Annotated in this window: 18 protein-coding genes; 14 read left to right on the forward strand and 4 right to left on the reverse strand. The window is 40.2% G+C overall.

All coding sequences use genetic code 11. The features are described 5' to 3' along the window. Positions 1 to 6 precede the first annotated feature (6 nt). The 7 genes from DXN04_RS22290 (at position 7) to DXN04_RS35860 (ending at position 7,536) form a co-directional block, all read left to right on the forward strand. On the forward strand, positions 7 to 2,238 hold the full coding sequence (locus DXN04_RS22290) for a peptidase domain-containing ABC transporter (RefSeq protein WP_199415111.1): 2,232 nt from the start codon (positions 7 to 9) through the stop codon (positions 2,236 to 2,238). Beyond that, on the forward strand, positions 2,238 to 2,717 hold the full coding sequence (locus DXN04_RS22295; protein ID WP_116855617.1) for a hypothetical protein: 480 nt from the start codon (positions 2,238 to 2,240) through the stop codon (positions 2,715 to 2,717). The genes DXN04_RS22290 and DXN04_RS22295 overlap by 1 nt, the downstream gene beginning before the upstream one ends. Next, entirely contained in the window at positions 2,714 to 4,429 is a 1,716-nt protein-coding gene (locus tag DXN04_RS22300; RefSeq protein ID WP_116855618.1) for a galactosyltransferase-related protein, read from the forward strand. Before DXN04_RS22295 ends, DXN04_RS22300 begins: the two co-directional genes overlap by 4 nt. A gap of 50 nt (positions 4,430 to 4,479) precedes the next feature. Further along, a complete protein-coding gene (locus DXN04_RS22305) occupies positions 4,480 to 5,550 on the forward strand; it encodes a glycoside hydrolase family protein (protein ID WP_147320033.1) in 1,071 nt (356 codons plus the stop codon). 50 nt (positions 5,551 to 5,600) lie between these two features. Continuing rightward, a complete protein-coding gene (locus tag DXN04_RS22310; RefSeq protein WP_116855620.1) occupies positions 5,601 to 6,395 on the forward strand; it encodes a DUF3405 domain-containing protein in 795 nt (264 codons plus the stop codon). A 44-nt stretch (positions 6,396 to 6,439) separates the two neighbouring features. Next, on the forward strand, positions 6,440 to 7,333 hold the full coding sequence (locus DXN04_RS22315) for a beta-1,6-N-acetylglucosaminyltransferase (RefSeq protein ID WP_116855621.1): 894 nt from the start codon (positions 6,440 to 6,442) through the stop codon (positions 7,331 to 7,333). A 68-nt stretch (positions 7,334 to 7,401) separates the two neighbouring features. Further along, positions 7,402 to 7,536, forward strand: a complete 135-nt coding sequence (locus tag DXN04_RS35860; protein WP_394337846.1) for an SEC-C metal-binding domain-containing protein — start codon at positions 7,402 to 7,404, stop codon at positions 7,534 to 7,536. Between the two features lie 138 nt (positions 7,537 to 7,674). Here DXN04_RS35860 and DXN04_RS22325 read toward each other — a convergent pair whose 3' ends face one another. Next, a complete protein-coding gene (locus DXN04_RS22325) occupies positions 7,675 to 7,902 on the reverse strand; it encodes a hypothetical protein (RefSeq protein WP_147320034.1) in 228 nt (75 codons plus the stop codon). 127 nt (positions 7,903 to 8,029) lie between these two features. On the opposite strand from DXN04_RS22325, the gene DXN04_RS22330 reads away from it, so the two are divergent. The 5 genes from DXN04_RS22330 (at position 8,030) to DXN04_RS22350 (ending at position 11,048) form a co-directional block, all read left to right on the forward strand. Next, positions 8,030 to 8,788: a hypothetical protein gene (locus DXN04_RS22330; RefSeq protein WP_116855624.1), complete on the forward strand. Its 759-nt coding sequence runs from the start codon at positions 8,030 to 8,032 to the stop codon at positions 8,786 to 8,788. An 11-nt stretch (positions 8,789 to 8,799) separates the two neighbouring features. Then, positions 8,800 to 9,204, forward strand: a complete 405-nt coding sequence (locus DXN04_RS22335) for a DUF5675 family protein (RefSeq protein ID WP_116855625.1) — start codon at positions 8,800 to 8,802, stop codon at positions 9,202 to 9,204. 56 nt (positions 9,205 to 9,260) lie between these two features. After that, positions 9,261 to 9,425: a hypothetical protein gene (locus DXN04_RS22340; protein ID WP_199415112.1), complete on the forward strand. Its 165-nt coding sequence runs from the start codon at positions 9,261 to 9,263 to the stop codon at positions 9,423 to 9,425. A gap of 375 nt (positions 9,426 to 9,800) precedes the next feature. Further along, positions 9,801 to 10,664 carry a hypothetical protein gene (locus DXN04_RS22345; protein WP_147320035.1) on the forward strand — a complete coding sequence of 288 codons (864 nt, stop codon included), beginning with the start codon at positions 9,801 to 9,803 and terminating at the stop codon, positions 10,662 to 10,664. Positions 10,665 to 10,781: 117 nt separating this feature from the next. Continuing rightward, the gene (locus DXN04_RS22350; RefSeq protein ID WP_116855628.1) at positions 10,782 to 11,048 is read left to right on the forward strand and encodes a hypothetical protein; all 267 of its coding nucleotides are present in this window, start codon (positions 10,782 to 10,784) and stop codon (positions 11,046 to 11,048) included. 241 nt (positions 11,049 to 11,289) lie between these two features. On the opposite strand, the gene DXN04_RS22355 is transcribed toward DXN04_RS22350, so the two are convergent. The 3 genes from DXN04_RS22355 to DXN04_RS22365 all read right to left on the reverse strand — a co-directional run bounded on the left by DXN04_RS22355 (position 11,290) and on the right by DXN04_RS22365 (position 13,706). Continuing rightward, positions 11,290 to 11,712: a VOC family protein gene (locus DXN04_RS22355; protein ID WP_116855629.1), complete on the reverse strand. Its 423-nt coding sequence runs from the start codon at positions 11,710 to 11,712 to the stop codon at positions 11,290 to 11,292. Positions 11,713 to 11,716: 4 nt separating this feature from the next. Next, a complete protein-coding gene (locus DXN04_RS22360; protein WP_116855630.1) occupies positions 11,717 to 13,072 on the reverse strand; it encodes a serine hydrolase domain-containing protein in 1,356 nt (451 codons plus the stop codon). Between the two features lie 85 nt (positions 13,073 to 13,157). Continuing rightward, positions 13,158 to 13,706, reverse strand: coding sequence for a hypothetical protein (locus tag DXN04_RS22365; RefSeq protein ID WP_116855631.1), 549 nt, complete (start codon positions 13,704 to 13,706; stop codon positions 13,158 to 13,160). Positions 13,707 to 13,920: 214 nt separating this feature from the next. Here DXN04_RS22365 and DXN04_RS22370 point away from each other — a divergent pair, with 214 nt between their 5' ends. Together DXN04_RS22370 and DXN04_RS22375 are read left to right on the forward strand one after the other, a co-directional pair. Continuing rightward, positions 13,921 to 14,502, forward strand: coding sequence for an RNA polymerase sigma factor (locus DXN04_RS22370; RefSeq protein ID WP_116855632.1), 582 nt, complete (start codon positions 13,921 to 13,923; stop codon positions 14,500 to 14,502). Between the two features lie 73 nt (positions 14,503 to 14,575). Then, positions 14,576 to 15,709, forward strand: coding sequence for a FecR family protein (locus DXN04_RS22375; RefSeq protein WP_116855633.1), 1,134 nt, complete (start codon positions 14,576 to 14,578; stop codon positions 15,707 to 15,709). The last annotated feature ends 61 nt before the right edge of the window (positions 15,710 to 15,770 follow it).

Consider the following 15,770-nt stretch of genomic DNA (forward strand, 5'->3'; position numbering starts at 1 on the left):
TTCCCTTTGTTTATAAGCAAAAAAAGAACGGCTTTTTATCGGCAGTATGACGCAATGGATTGTGGTTCTACCTGTTTGAAAATGATAGCCAGCCATTATGGTAAAGAATATCCCCTGGATTTCTTAAGGGAAATTTCGTTTATAGGCAGAGAAGGTGTCAGTTTATTAAACTTAAGTTATGCTGCAGAAAAAATCGGCTTTAAATCGCTTAGAGCAAAGCTGACCATTAATGCCTTAATAAAAGACTGTCCCCTACCCTGTATATTACATTGGAATCAGAACCATTTTGTTGTTCTTTATGCTGTAAGAAAGTCAATCAATGGGAAGGTTAAATCTTTCAAAATAGGCGATCCGGCACATGGAATGTTGACGGTTGACAAAGAAGAGTTTTGCCGCCGGTGGCTGACTACAGCTCATAATGAAGGAGTGGCTTTATTGTTGGATCCTACTCCTGAATTTTATAAAAGAAACGATACGATTAAAAACCGGAGGAGTGCATCTGATTACATTTACAGATATCTGAAACCTCATTACAGGTATATATTTCAGTTCCTGGTTGGCATGCTTGCATCCAGTGGTATTTCATTGATGTTCCCTTTTTTGACACAAGCGCTTATTGATCATGGAGTGGGTGATAAGAATATCAAGTACGTATATTTAATACTTTTCTCCCAACTGTTCCTTTTTTTTGGCATGTTTGCCATCCAGATGGTCCAAAGCTGGTTAATGCTTCATATTAATATCCGGATCAGTCTTAATATTATTTCTGATTTTTTGATTAAGTTATTAAACCTGCCAATAAAATATTTTGATACAAAAACGGTCGGAGATATTTCCCAAAGACTTAATGACCATCACAGGATCGAGGATTTTTTAACAGGGGTAACCCTTAACACCATCCTGTCAATAATAAATATTGTTGTCTATTCTATTGTGCTCATGTTTTATAGCACTTCCATCATAATTCTTTTCTGGGGCTTTACACTACTTGCACTGGCCTGGATCTTTATTTTCCAGAAAAAACGCAAGAATATAGATTATAAGCGTTTCCGACTGAACAAAGATAACCAGGATAAGCTTACGGAGTTAATATACGGAATGCAGGAAATTAAGTTATATGGAGCAGAAAGATCTAAAAGATGGGAATGGGAGCATCTCCAGATAAAGTCTTTCAAACTGAATATGAAAAGTCTGACTATTGAACAATATCAGAAATTCGGATATGTATTCCTCACGCAGATAAAAAATATCATTATCACATTTATTGCTGCAGGAGCAGTAATAGAGGGAGAATTATCACTTGGTATGTTGTTGAGCATCTCATATATAATTGGACAGACTAACGGTCCGATTGAACAGCTGGTTGCTTTTATAAAGTCCGCGCAGGATGCCTCTTTAAGTATTAATCGTATGAATGAGATCCACGCGCAGAAAAATGAAGTTGCAGAGAATATTGATAATGGTGGGGAGAATAGCGCCAGGGAAACTGACTATTCACAGCAGGATATTGAAGTAGCGAATGTTTCCTTTCAGTATGAAGGCCCCAAATCGCCTATGATATTAAAAGACATTAACCTGACAATCCCTCAGGGTAGTATTACCGCAATAGTGGGTGCCAGTGGCAGTGGAAAGACCACACTTATGAAATTGTTATTGGGATACTACCCACCCTCGCATGGAAAAATTTATGTGGGTAATAGGGAGTTAAAAAACATTGAACCAGCTGAGTGGAGAAACCGGTGTGGTACTATCATGCAGGAAGGATACATATTTTCGGATACGATTGCCCGGAATATTGCATTGGGAAGAGATGATATCGATCATGAAAGAATGAGGATCGCTGTACATACAGCAAATATAGAAGAGTTTATTAAAACAAAACCCCTGGGTTATACTACAAAAATAGGAAATAATGGTGTAGGGATCAGCGGAGGGCAAAAGCAAAGGATCTTTATAGCCAGGGCTGTTTATAAAAACCCTGCATATATTTTTCTCGATGAAGCCACTAGTAGTCTCGATGCAAATAATGAAAAGGAAATTATGGAAAAACTCGATGTGTTCTTTGAAGATAAAACGGTAGTAATTATCGCACATAGGCTTAGTACTGTAAAGAATGCAGATCAGATCATTGTTTTGGACAATGGAGAAATAGTAGAAAGGGGAAATCACAGGGAGTTGATTCGAATGAAAGGTGTTTATTTCAAACTAATAAGAAATCAACTTGAATTGGGAGAATAATGCCAGTAAAGGATATATACGAGCAACGCAGTATGGAAGTGCAGTCGGTCCTTAATCGTCCGCCAGGGAAAATCATTGTCTGGGGAAATCTTGTTCTGGTGACTGTCATCGGGCTTTTTCTTTATTTATCAGATTTGATTAAAATCCAGAAACGGTATTCAGGTACGTATAGTATGGAAAATCAAAGTGTAAAGCCCGATTCTATAATTATGTTATCAACGGATCTGTCCCGCGATATATTTCTGAAAGAGAAACTTCCTCTGAAGGCCAGGCTATCTGCTATAGGAGCCCCGGATGACACTGTTACATGCGAAATAGTTTCGTTCAAAACAGTAAAAAACAAGGTATACCTGTATGTACGCTTTTTTAATATTGGGGAAGAAAATGCAGGGCAAATAGTCGTCGAGGCAGGCAGTGAAACCTTGCTTACAAATATATATAATGGAATAGTTAAAAACAGCATAAAAAGACCACTATGATATTTATGTGTGCTCAGCCGGATTCGGTATATCTGAGGTGGCAATTGGAGGTATTACTTTTTAATTTAAAAAGACTTTCAGTTGCCAGAGAAGATATTCATATATTAATTGGATATGATCCAACAAGAGGACTAAATCCATTATATACCAGGCCATCGGACCCCCTTTTTGATTCCGCCTGCTTTTATTTTTACGAGGATACCCGGACTAATAAGACTTATGAACCCACTATCAGGCCGCATATAATTAAGAAGCATTTTCTTAAACACCCGGATCTCAATAACCAGTGTATATTTTATCATGATGCGGATATTATATTCAGGGAGATACCGGATTTTTCTGCCATGACAAATGATGACTGTTGGTATGTTTCTGATACGCTTACCTATACCAGTGCCGATGCTATAAAAAAGGCCGGTAAGATTGTACTGGAGGAAATGTGTTTTGTTTTAAAAATCCCTGTTCATTTGGTTGAACAAAATTCCATTCATTCAGGGGGAGCGCAATATTTAATGAAGGGGCTTACATATGAATATTGGGATAAAATAGAGTATGACAGCCTCAAACTTTACCTGCATCTGAAAAAGAATAAAGACAGGTATGTACAGCTCTTTGCTGAGCAAACGCTTAAAAGTAAAGATGATTATGATAGTGTAATAGAATGGTGTTCAGATATGTGGGCCGTTCTCTGGAATGCATTTGACGCAGGATTTAAAGTAAAGGTTTCAAAAGAGCTGGACTTCTGCTGGCCGAAAGATGAGCTTAAAAAGTGGCATGAGGTGAAGATCTTTCATAATGCAGGTTTAGATAAGCACGAGTCATGGGAGTATTTTTTTAAAGGTGATTATATAAATACGTTTCCTTTTAATGTTTCCCTGGATAATGTAAGGAAGGATAAGTGTACCTACATGTATGTAAAGGAAATAGAGAATTATAAAGAATCAAAAAAAATCGATTTACGTGATGTCACATTTCTGATTCCTGTGAGAATAGATTCGGGAGACAGGTTATTAAATGTAATCACTACCACCAGTTATTTGTTCAAACACTTTAAAACTAATATAATACTTACTGAAGCTGATAAAGAACAAAAAATTGATTTAAAAAAGTTACCTCCAAATGTGGAATATACATTTATATATGATACAAACAGGTGGTTTCATAGGACAAAGTACAATAACTATATGGTTGAAAAAGTGAAAACGCCAATTATAGTATTGCATGATGTAGATGTTATTATTAATCCGGATCAACTATTACAGGCTGCGAATGCAATCAGAAATGGCGAAGCAAAAATTTCGCTGCCGTTTGACGGTTGTTTTAAAATGTGTCGTTCAAAAACCCAGATAGACCTGTTCAGAAAACAACTAGATGTTAAGATACTGGAAACCGAAGAATCTTTTATTGCAAGGGAAAAGGCCTGCGGGGGATGCGTGATGATAGATAAAGCTACTTTTATTGAGTGCGGGAAGGAGAATGAATCATTTTATAAATGGGGACCTGAAGACATTGAAAGAGTAAGACGTATGGAAATTATGGGATACAAAGCGAAGTGGATAGATGACGGTCATCTTTACCATTTGCAGCACGAAGTATTTGAAAATTCTGAATATACTTCAGATGAGGAGTATGCTGAACTCATGAAAATTCAGCTAAATATAATAGGAATGACCAAACAGGAACTTAAAGAACATATTTTGTTATGGAAATGATAATTTCATCCATTAATGAAAATCCGGGAACTAATAGTGTGAAATGTGAAATGTCACAGTATATAGCCGATAGATTCGCCAGTCAGAAGTATCGCTTCAATAATGACTTTGTACGTACACCCAGTGCCGCGATTTTATTCTTTTATTATCTTTCTGAGGTATTAGCTACTGACAAGTATGAACAATACACCAATGAACTACTTGTAGATACATTCCGGATTCTCCTGAAGACAAAGAAGGGGGTTAATGAAAGTATTGTTTCTGGTAACGCCTGGATTTTCTCGCACCTGGTTGATAAAGATATGATCAATATTAACCTTGATAGTAACCTTGAGGATATTGATTTATTGATTTGTAATGATGTTCAGACAAAATTCAGTAACACCCTTGTTCATGGAGGTTTGTTAAGTAAGGCCGCTTACCTCACAGACCGGCTGAGAAATACAGTATGTAAAATAAACAGGCACAAAATTGCGGAGAGTCTTGCATATGTGGTTGAAGAAATTGATTACCGTTTGACACTGATAAATAAGCACGATATTACAGTAGCGGATCTTGAAGACTTACAAAGGATTTTCTTTTACATGAATAAGCTGTATCCTGAAAAAATTTATTTGATCAAACAGGAAAGCATTTTTTCAAATGTCGTCTCCAAAATATTGACTTCCTTCAATCCACTTATCAGGGGAGAGATCAGTTATTTTAATCTTTTGGAAGATATGGCATTGACATTAGGTATTTATAATTCTCTTCTGAGATTCGCCGGTAATAAGATGCTACCTGGAGATGTTCCCGATTTATCAGCTTATATTAAGAATATTAACCAGGATATTATTAAACCGGAAACAATTAAGCATCCATACGCAGCCATTAAATGTATGAAGCTGCTGTTAAATATCAGGCCTTTGTATAAGGAATTGCATGAGTATAATACCTTACTGCATCGTTTTTATGATGCGCTGTCTTTATATTCACTTAGCAGGCAACCAGGGCATTTTTCCAGCAATATGGGCTTCCCAAATATTGGATTTTCCGGAGCCACAGGGATAGGGCTTGTATTACTTGAATTTGAGTCTGATAAAAAGATAGATTGGGAAGATGTATTTATGCTTTATTCATAAGACTAAATAGAAGAAGGAACATATTTGAGCGCTGTTAAAATCCGAAAACAATGAGTATCAGGCAAGTGGTTTTATTGCTTACTAATAATTTATGTTTATCAACGAAATCTCTTTTCAAAGAAATTGCTGATGGCGCTGATATTTCAGACGATGCATTTATGTTATATCATCATCAACCGGGCAATGAAATACCGGGGTTTCTCATGGAAGTGAAGAGCCACATTTTCACCGATGATATTCTTTATAATCTCGGGTATGTTCCTTTGTTCAACAAGCTTTTACCTGGAAGTAATCACTTCCCTTTACTGGACTTTTATAAAAAATATTCTTCCTATGACTATTACTGGATGATTGAAGATGATGTTCGCTTTACAGGAGACTGGTTCTTCTTTTTTCAGTATTTTTCTAAATTTGAAGAATATGACTTAGTTACTTCCCATGTCAGGATTTTTGAGGAAGAACCCTATTGGTATTGGTGGAATACATTGAAACATTCGAGATATTTTATACCATTTGAAAGCAGGATAAGATCGTTTAATCCTATTTACCGGGTATCAAGAAAGGCGCTGGAACTCCTGAGTGATGTACTTGATATGAAATGGATAGGACATCACGAAGTACTTTTGCCCACTATAATTTCCCTTGGTAATTTGAAGCTGCTGGATTTTGGAGGAAATGGCCGGTTTGTATTACCTGGTTCTGAGAATAAGTTTTATACAAGTGAGAATGAAATAGGTGCCTTAAAAAAGGGAACTATGAGATTTCGACCTATAAGGAGGAATGCAGGTCCGCTGAAAAATAAGCTTTATCATCCTGTTAAAGCAATACATTCTTCTCTGTTATAAGTGGTTTTATAATTTCCTGAGGATTTGCCAGCAAAAAAGAAAAAATGAGAATTGCATATCTGATCTTAGCTCATAGGAATATTTCACAGTTATCAACTTTAATAGACCTGCTGACAATTGATACTGATAACTTTTGCTTTATTCATCTCGACGCTAAAATATCGAGCAACAGGGTTAAAGACCTGGTCGCCAATAAGGTTACTTCGGGAAAATATAAGATAATTAGGCACACAATAGATGTTAAATGGGGTGGATTCTCTATGATAGAAGCATCCCTGCATTTAATTAAAGGGGCCTTAAAACATAAAAAGATAGATTTTGATTATTTCGCTTTATTGAGTGGAATGGACTTGCCTATAAAAGATAATAACTATATCGATAAATATCTGATTAGTAATTCTGGAGAATATTATCTGGAGAATTTCAAAATTCCTAACTACGACCAATGGAGTGGAGATGGCGGAAAGAATAGACTTGAACATTATTGGTTTGTAGATGAATTAGGTATAAAGGAATCTACAAGACTAGTTAGATGTCAAAAGGAGATGGGGCTAAAAAGAGAGATGCCGGCGTATGTCCGGCAGTTTTACGGAGGGTCTCAATGGTGGACAATTTCAAGGAGATGTGCGGAGTTTGTCATAGATTTTGTAAATAATAACATGGAAGTATATGAATTTTTTAAACGATGCCTTATTCCTGACGAACTCTTCTTTCATACAATTATAATGAATTCAAGATTTGCATCACGGGGATATAATAATAACCTGCGTTGTATAGATTGGGCGTCCGGACCGGAATTTCCTAAAGTTTTTGATATCAGCGATTTTGATTTTCTTATTACTCATGCTGCATTATATGCGCGTAAGTTTGACATTCTCCATGATGCTGATATCATGGCAAAAATAATAAATCATATAAAAAACAGGTCTAGTGAATAAAACGGAGCATGTTAGTAATTACCCTGTTTTGTGATCCCATTGCACAATACACGAACTTATTTTATAAGATGCTTAAATCAAGATCCCCACTACGAACTGGTAAGTGTTTTTGCGAAAGCGGTTTAAAATATAGACATTGCCATCGTTCAGCATATCAACAGCTTAATCAATTACCCAAGGAGGAGCTTTTAAAGGACGATTAGGTAATTGCAAAGCGTTTTGGTTTACTGGATGAAAGTCATAAGTAAGATAAATTATAACTCAGAGTATGGCATTTTAAGTGAGGACAAATTGCTCTCCTTAAACGAAAATTTGATGCACATCTGTCTTTTCTCTCTTCTTTAAATAAGAAAAGATTTTACTTCGTTCTCAGGCAGTCCTGTATATTTACAAAACTCACTTACAGTTACAAATTGCTTTGCACCTTTCCCATTATCCTCTCTTATTCTCTGCAGCAAATCCCGCGCAGCCCTCTCCTTCCTCCCGGTGATATTCATCACATCCTTGGCGGAAATTACAATGCGGTTTGGTATGACTTTATGCGAAATCGGCATATTCGGATGCGACATTTTTTTGGGTTGAAATGCCGGTGTAGCTTGGTGTTAGTGATCCAAATGTAATGTATTCTGCGCAGAATGAGCCTGACGGACATGGCGATGAAATTGTCCTTATTAAAGTGATTTAAATGATATCAAAATGGCAAGAGTAGGAGGAATTTTGCCCTTGAAGGGCAGTATTGGAAATATCACCTTTTATAAAACCAAAGCTGGAAACCTGGCGAGGGAGAAAGGAGGTGTTGAGGCTAACCGTATTGCGACGGATCCGGCGTTTGAACGGACGAGGGAAAACGGGGAAGAGTTTGGCAGGGCTGGAAAGGCAGGAAGACTGATGAGGACCGCTTTAAGGGCTTTGGTGCAGAATGCCAGTGATACCTACGTGACAGGGAGGTTGACGAGGGCTTTTGTAAAGGTGATTCAGGCTGACCAGGTCAGTGTGCGTGGAAAGCGGAATGTGATCGATGGAGAGGCAGAGTTATTGCAGGGATTTGAGTTTAATGCCGGGGCTTCCCTGGGAAGTACCTTTTATGCGCTCTATGTGGCAACCATTGACCGGGTTGCAGGCACCGCAACCTTAAATGTGCCTGCCTTCATACCCTTTAATATGATTGCTGCCCCTGCAGGTGCGACCCATTATAAAATCTCTGTGGGAGCTGCGGAGATTGATTTTGAGGCGGAGACTTTCGTGAATAATATCCTGGATAGTGGTGAACTGCCTCTGGATAAAGTTGCGACGGCACCACTGGTTTTATCTGCTGCGCTTACGGCGAATAGCACGAAGCCACTTTTTTTGGCTTTGGGTATTGAGTTCTTCCAGCAGGTCAATAATGGGCTGTACTCCCTGAATAATGGAGCATTTAACGCCCTATCCATTGTCGCGGTATCTGGTACACCTTAATACCTCTTGCTATGGAACTGGTATTGATGCGGGAGTATTTTCATTCGGGTACGAATGGTGCCTTATACATGAGTGGGACCCGGCTTTGTTATACTATTGAGTTGCCCTGGCAGGATAACCATGTGGGCTGTTCATGTATTCCGGAAGGGACTTATGCATTGCGAAAGCGGTTTAGTGAGCGGAAGAAATGGCACCTCGAGGTGCTGGAAGTACCTGGTCGGAGTATGATCTTGATTCATCCCGCGAATAATGCGATGAAGGAGCTGCAGGGATGTATTGCGCCGGTGACCAGTGTTCAGGGGGAAGGATTGGGGAGTTATTCCCTGCGGGCCATGGATATTGTGAGGCGGAACGTGTATAAGGCGCTCGATGAGAAGGAACAGGTTTTTTTAACGATCAAAAAAATGCAACTATGAATATTGCGGAGCGGTTGGTGGCGCCCACGCCACCATTTTTTCAGAAAGTACGTAATGTGGGATTGGTGCTGTTGGCGATCAGTGGAACGATTGCAGGGCTGCCGGTGGCAGTACCTGCAGTCCTGACACAGATTGCCGGGTACCTGGCCGTGGCCGGGACGGTAATGAGTGGGATTAGCCAGGCGACGGTGGATACCGGAGAAATGGCTAAGAGTAGATGAAATGGATTCAAGCCGGTGGTGTAGCTTCCTGAAGGCTGGTGTGGTGAGGGGCTGTCTCAAAACTTAGAGACAGCCCCTTTTATCCGAGTACCTGATGGAGAGAATTTTTGTACATGTAATTCTCAGCGCCTTCCGGCAACTTATGATCCACCCGTCTAATTTAAACTACCGGCTGGGAGACTATGGTTTTAATATTAGAACGATATTAGCATATGAAGAGATAATTTAGAGCACGCATACTTCTCACTCTCGTAAGCTGCCCCTATGGATACTAAAATGAACAATGATAAAGAAATAAATTTCTTATTTGTATCAGTTAATCTATCTTTACATCCGGTACAATTCTGTTAATCTATTAGAATCCCTACATCATTAATGAAAAAGTTATTTCTAATGCTTGGCTGTTTGATAGCAGCAGGCAGTTTGTATGCCCAGTTTTCCTCTTACCAACAAGTAAAATACCCGGGCGCATTCAGTAGTTTTCGTACAGACACTGCTGCTACTTACCCCTCTATTTACGGTGCACTTGCTGGTTCATCTTACCCCTTCACGGTAAACAACCTGGTAATACAGGGTGCTAATGGCAGTAGTAATGACGTTGTGATCGCCACAGGTACTACCCCATCGGCTAACCTGGTAGTGAAATCAGCTGGATTAGTAGGGATAGGTACTACAGCCCCAGGGTATAAACTGGATGTCTTAATGAACTCTTCTCAAGCAGGTTATGCATTCCGCGTGATGTCGGCTGATAATCGCTTCATTGTGATGAATACAAAATTACCTTCAGGTAGCTTTAATTCAATAGTGAAAGCGAATGATCAGGGTATCATTTACTCTGGCGGCACAGTAGGTACTGGTGGATTAGTCATCGCGCCATGGCTGGCGGGACCAGCAGGAATTAGAATGGATAGTTTAGGTAATGTGGGAATAGGTACGGCTAATCCTGTTAGTACACTTTCCGTAAAAGGTACTGTCACTGCTATGAAATTGAAAGTGACACAATCCGGCTGGGCTGATTTTGTATTTGATCCCGGATACCATGTCCCATCATTGTATGAAGTGGAGTCTTATATTAAAGAGAATAAGCACCTGCCTGATGTACCTTCCGCTGCCGTAATAGAAAAAGAGGGGCAGGACGTGGGTGAAATGAATAAGATCCTGTTGCAGAAGTTAGAAGAAATGACCTTACAATTGATCCGCCTCCAGAGGGAAGTAGATGAATTAAAGAGTAAGAAATAAAAAAAAGGGGTGTCTCAAAACGTGGAAATCCTTATATAGGCCCTTATATAAGATTTGAACCGGGAGACAAACCTACATTTCATCCCAAAAGTGATAATTAGTTTAAAATAATATTATATGTTAAGATATTGGTTTGAATTTGATTTAAATTTCGCGGATGTTGCCAAAATACCCTCTGGTACACTAATAGGTTGTGGTATTACTGCAAATAATTATGAAGATGCAATTGGGATTTTGAAAGAAAAAGTCTTTAAAACCAATGACCTTCCGGTAATAAAGGGAATGGTTGAAAATGTTGATATAAGAACATTAGATCAAGGTCATGTAATACCCAACATGGCTCCCCCTGTTGCAAGGGGAGTGTGGTTTCCAATGGGGTATTGAAAAAGGACCGATGCAGGAAAGTGCTGATGATGACTGCGATGATTGGCAATAATTCGTTAATAGCAATCTTCTAATAATGAGTAAAATAGCTTTTCTGTTGCAATTGTAAGTAAGACAAAAGGCAACAAGATTTTGTTGCCTTTTGTCTTACTTATTATCGACACTGAGCTACGGAATCTGATCCCATTTTTCTCAAACGGAGCGCGAAGACAGGAAAATATTTATCCCTACCATATAAGTTTTATAAACCTGCGAAATTAAATGCTTTATTATTTTCATTTGGTTGCAATAAATCCCAAAGATTACCATATAAATCTTCAAATACCGCCACCATTCCATAAGCTTCTTCCTTCGGTGGCCGGACAAATTTCACCTGCCGCTCAAGCATTTTATTATAATCCCTCAGGCAATCATCTGTAAATAAAAAGAATCCCACTCTCCCACCTGCCTGGTTCCCAACACTCGCCAGCTGTTGCTCATTGGCCGCCTTCGCCAGCAGCAGGCAACATTCTCCTGCACCTTTGGGGGCGATCAATACCCATCTCTTCTCTTCAGATAATGGAGTATCTTCGATTATGCAGAAATCTAATTTCTCCGTATAGAATTTAATCGCGTCGTCATAATCTTTTACGACCAATGCTACTTGTGCGATCCATTGCTTCATACCGCTATTTAATTTTCTTCCATTCAAACAGGCCGTTCTGGTGGACAATCATCTTTGTCACCACCCCATTTTCCCGTATAAACTCCCCACTCATGTCCTTCATATTCTTCAACTGGAACCTGGTAGCTGTTTGAAATAATAATTCAAAATTACTTTGTCCCGGGATCTTCAACACCAGCTTATCCTTTTCTTTTGCCAGGGTAATCGTTCGGTTGGCATCGGTGCTAAGAGAATATGTACCTATATAAGTGTTCAACACATTTTCGTCCAATTGAGTATCTGTTTGCAACTGCCTTCCCAAAACTATCTCTGAGATGCGGACAGACAATTCATCTCTTGGCGCGTCCTCACAATTTAACAGGATAGCAATAAAAATCTTTTGCTCCGGGTAATAAATTTCATTGGTAATAAACCCGTTCATTTTACCACCATGTTCAATGGATTGAATGCCATCCTGGTTTTGTATATACCATCCATAGCCATAATTAACAGGGCTCCCATTTTTAAGTTTAAATGGTGTAAAAGCTTCCGCCAGTGTTTCCGTCCTGATCACCTGCCCGGCTAGCAGCGCATTGAACCATTTCAACAGGTCCTGGGTATTGGAAAGCAAACCGCCGGCTGCATAGGCGATGGTCGGGCTCCAGTAATCTGCATTTTTAAATACAGTACCTTCTTTCCGGTAGCCATTCACCCTATTGGGTATAATGATGCCATCCATATCAAAATACGTATGCTCTAATCCCAATGGCTGTATTATATTTTCCTGCACATATTTTTGATAACTCCTCCCTGAAACCTTTTCAATAATATATCCTAATAAATAATAGCCGGAGTTGCTATAGCTATATTTCGTACCCGGTTCAAATTCCAGTGGAAAGTATTTAAAGCTGTCGATTAACTGCTTAGGACTAAAGTCCCAACGTTCCATGTACAATGCCGGGTAATCGATTTGCATATAATCCCTGATACCTGAAGTATGTGTCAACAGCTGCCTGATGGTGATGGCATGTCCTTTGGAAGGATAATCAGGAATGAACTTTTGCAGGCTATCCTGCAGGGAGAGTTTGCCCTTCTCCAGCAATTGAAGCACGGCGATGGCTGTAAATTGTTTGGTGATAGATGCCAGTTTAAAGACCATATCAGCAGTGACAGGAACATTCAATTCCAGGTTGGCACTACCGAAAGCTTTATGATAAATGCCTTTACCATCCTTAGCTACTAATACTTCACATCCGGGTGTTGTGGGCTTGAATTCTTTGGTAAAGAGGCTATCCAGTTGGGGACCAATTTGCTGGTCTTGTCCATAGGTACGGAGTACGGAGAGTAACAACAATAATAAAGCATGGGTTAATTTGTTCATAAAATGGCAGGCATTTCTCAAATATACCAAATTATGAATACATTAAAAGGTCAGGTCCTATAGCATAAGACCCGACCTTTTCCCCCTAAAAATAATATCCCAGCTTCAGCGATGCTTCCGGATTTACTAGCGGCAGTGTAAATCGCTTATCATCCACCGCTACGTTTTTATCACCTGCTACGCGGAGGCTCAAACTTCCCCATGGTGACAGGTACAAATGTTTATATAATGTAAAATTATACCCCAGGCTTCCGTTCAGCAGCACATTGTTGAACTTCGCCGTTTGTAACCTTGCATCTGTCTGGATCGAACTATTCCAGTACACCACCCCAGCTCCGATCCACCATCCCTTCCAGTCTTTTTGCAGGAAGCGGTCTAACAGCAATGCATAGGCATGTACCTGGTGATTGGAAAAATCCTTTTCTGTGGACCAGTCAGGCTTCTTTACAAAAGCAGTCAAGGCTCTTATTCTCCATACATCTTTCCCTATCCAGGCACCACCAAAGTAACCACCCGTAGCATAGGGCAGTGCATCCAATTCCAGTCCAAACTGTACTTTAGCAGCTTGTTTTTCCTGTGCCTGCGCATACAGGGAGAGAAAAAGTGAGACGAGTAGCAAGCAGTATTTTACCATTGTTCTGTATATTAATCCGCATTCAATGCGTGATAAGGTCATTAAAGGTCCGCAATTGCAACATTAATTTTGCTGACTACAATCATGCTGCCCCCTGTCTGATCCCGGTATTTCTATTTGCACTGATTCCACTGCACCTAAAACATGGGGAAAATATCCCGCCATTTTTTGTAAGTTTATCCCTGACCATGCCAAAAGCAGCCGGATTGATTATATGCACACAGAAAAAGATGATTTGGTAAAAGCCGTGGCCAAAGGGAATATTAAAGCCTTCAACCAGCTTTTTGAGGAGTTTTATGCACCGCTTTTTTATTATTCGTATAATCTTGTACAGGATAAGGAAGAAGCGAAAGACATCGTGCTGACCGCGCTATACAAAGGCTGGGAACGAAGAGAACAATTCCTGCAATACCAACACATTAAATCTTTTCTTTACCTGGTCGTACGCAATGCCGGCCTGAATTTCCTTAAAAAAGAACAGCATTCAGCTACCCGTATGCAGGAACTCTCCCTAACTGCGGAACTGCACACACAGGAAGACGATTACCTGGCTACAGAAGCCGAAGTATTAAAAAAAGTTTTTAAGGCTATTGATGAGCTGCCTAAAAAATGCAGAGAAGTCTTTAAGCTCAGCTACCTGGAAAATAAATCAGTACAGGAAATTGCAGACCTGCTGCAAATCACCCCCTCCAACGTATCAGCTCAACGGCACCGGGCCCTCTCCCTCCTTCGCCTGGCCCTCGCTGAAAGCCCCTTTGCCTTATTATATTTATACATCCACATTATAGGACACTAATTTTTTTTAAAAATATTTTTCAATTTTTTTAAGATTCAGCCGACCAGGTTGTATTAGGATATATTCATCCGGAATGGGACAAACAACATTTGATATAGAAGAATTATTATTCAAACACTTACAGGGGACACTCTTACCTGAAGAAGCCGCTTTCCTGGAAGCATGGAAAGCTGAAAAACCAGGTAATGCAGCGTTTTTCAGCCAGCTGACAGCGCCTGCACAGCTTAACGAAAAGCTCCGCATTTACGCGGATAATGACCTGGAATCAGCCAGGAAGGAAGCGCTCTCCCGGCTCTTTCCAAAGCGCCCTGCTTACCATTGGTGGGCAGCGGCAGCAGTTATCGCTTTGTTCCTTTCTGTAGGTGGCTATCTATATTACCAAAAGTCCACCCCACCTGCCATCAGCCAGACTATCATCGCCCCCGGCCATCAGGGAGCCATCCTTACCCTGGCCAATGGTTCTCAGGTGCAGCTGGATACCATTCAAAACGGTGTCATTGCCTTACAGGGAGGTGTGACTGCCAAAATAGTAAACGGCACCCTGCACTATGAAGGGAAGCCCGCAGGCATGCTGTACAACAAAATGTCTACACCCAAAGGCAGGACCTTCCAGCTCAGACTCCCGGATGGTACAGACATCTGGCTAAACAGTGAAAGTTCAATCCGGTACCCGATAGCATTTAACGGTCCCGACAGGAAGGTAGAGATTACGGGGGAGGCCTATTTTGAGGTCGCTGCTGACCCGGAAAAACCTTTCCTGGTATCTGTAGCCGACAAAACTACTTTGACCGTTTTGGGCACTCATTTCAACGTAAATGCATATGACAACGAAGCAGCCATCACCACTACCCTGCTGGAAGGGGCCATCCAGGTCAAAAAAGTCGTCCTGAAACCGGGGCAACAGGCCTTGCTGGATGCAAATGATCAACTGCAGCTGGTACAGTCGCCAGACATGAATAAGGTAATGGCCTGGAAAAACGGCCTCTTTGATTTTGAAGGAGCCACCCTGCAGGAAGTAATGCGGCAGCTGGAAAGATGGTATGATATAGATGTGGTGTTCGAAGGCCCGGTACCGGATATCCGCTTCGGTGGTAAAATGACCAGGGGCATTCCCCTCAATGAAGTACTGGAGATCTTAAAAGGGTTTGAAGGAGCAGATTTTACTTTTCATATGGAAGGCAACAGGCGCCTTATCATCAGCCAATAAATATTGACAACCAAAATCAGATCAGATAACATGAAAAATTAACAACCAACCAGGATCAGGA

This window comes from Chitinophaga silvisoli (genome assembly GCF_003412465.1).
Taxonomy (GTDB): domain Bacteria; phylum Bacteroidota; class Bacteroidia; order Chitinophagales; family Chitinophagaceae; genus Chitinophaga; species Chitinophaga silvisoli.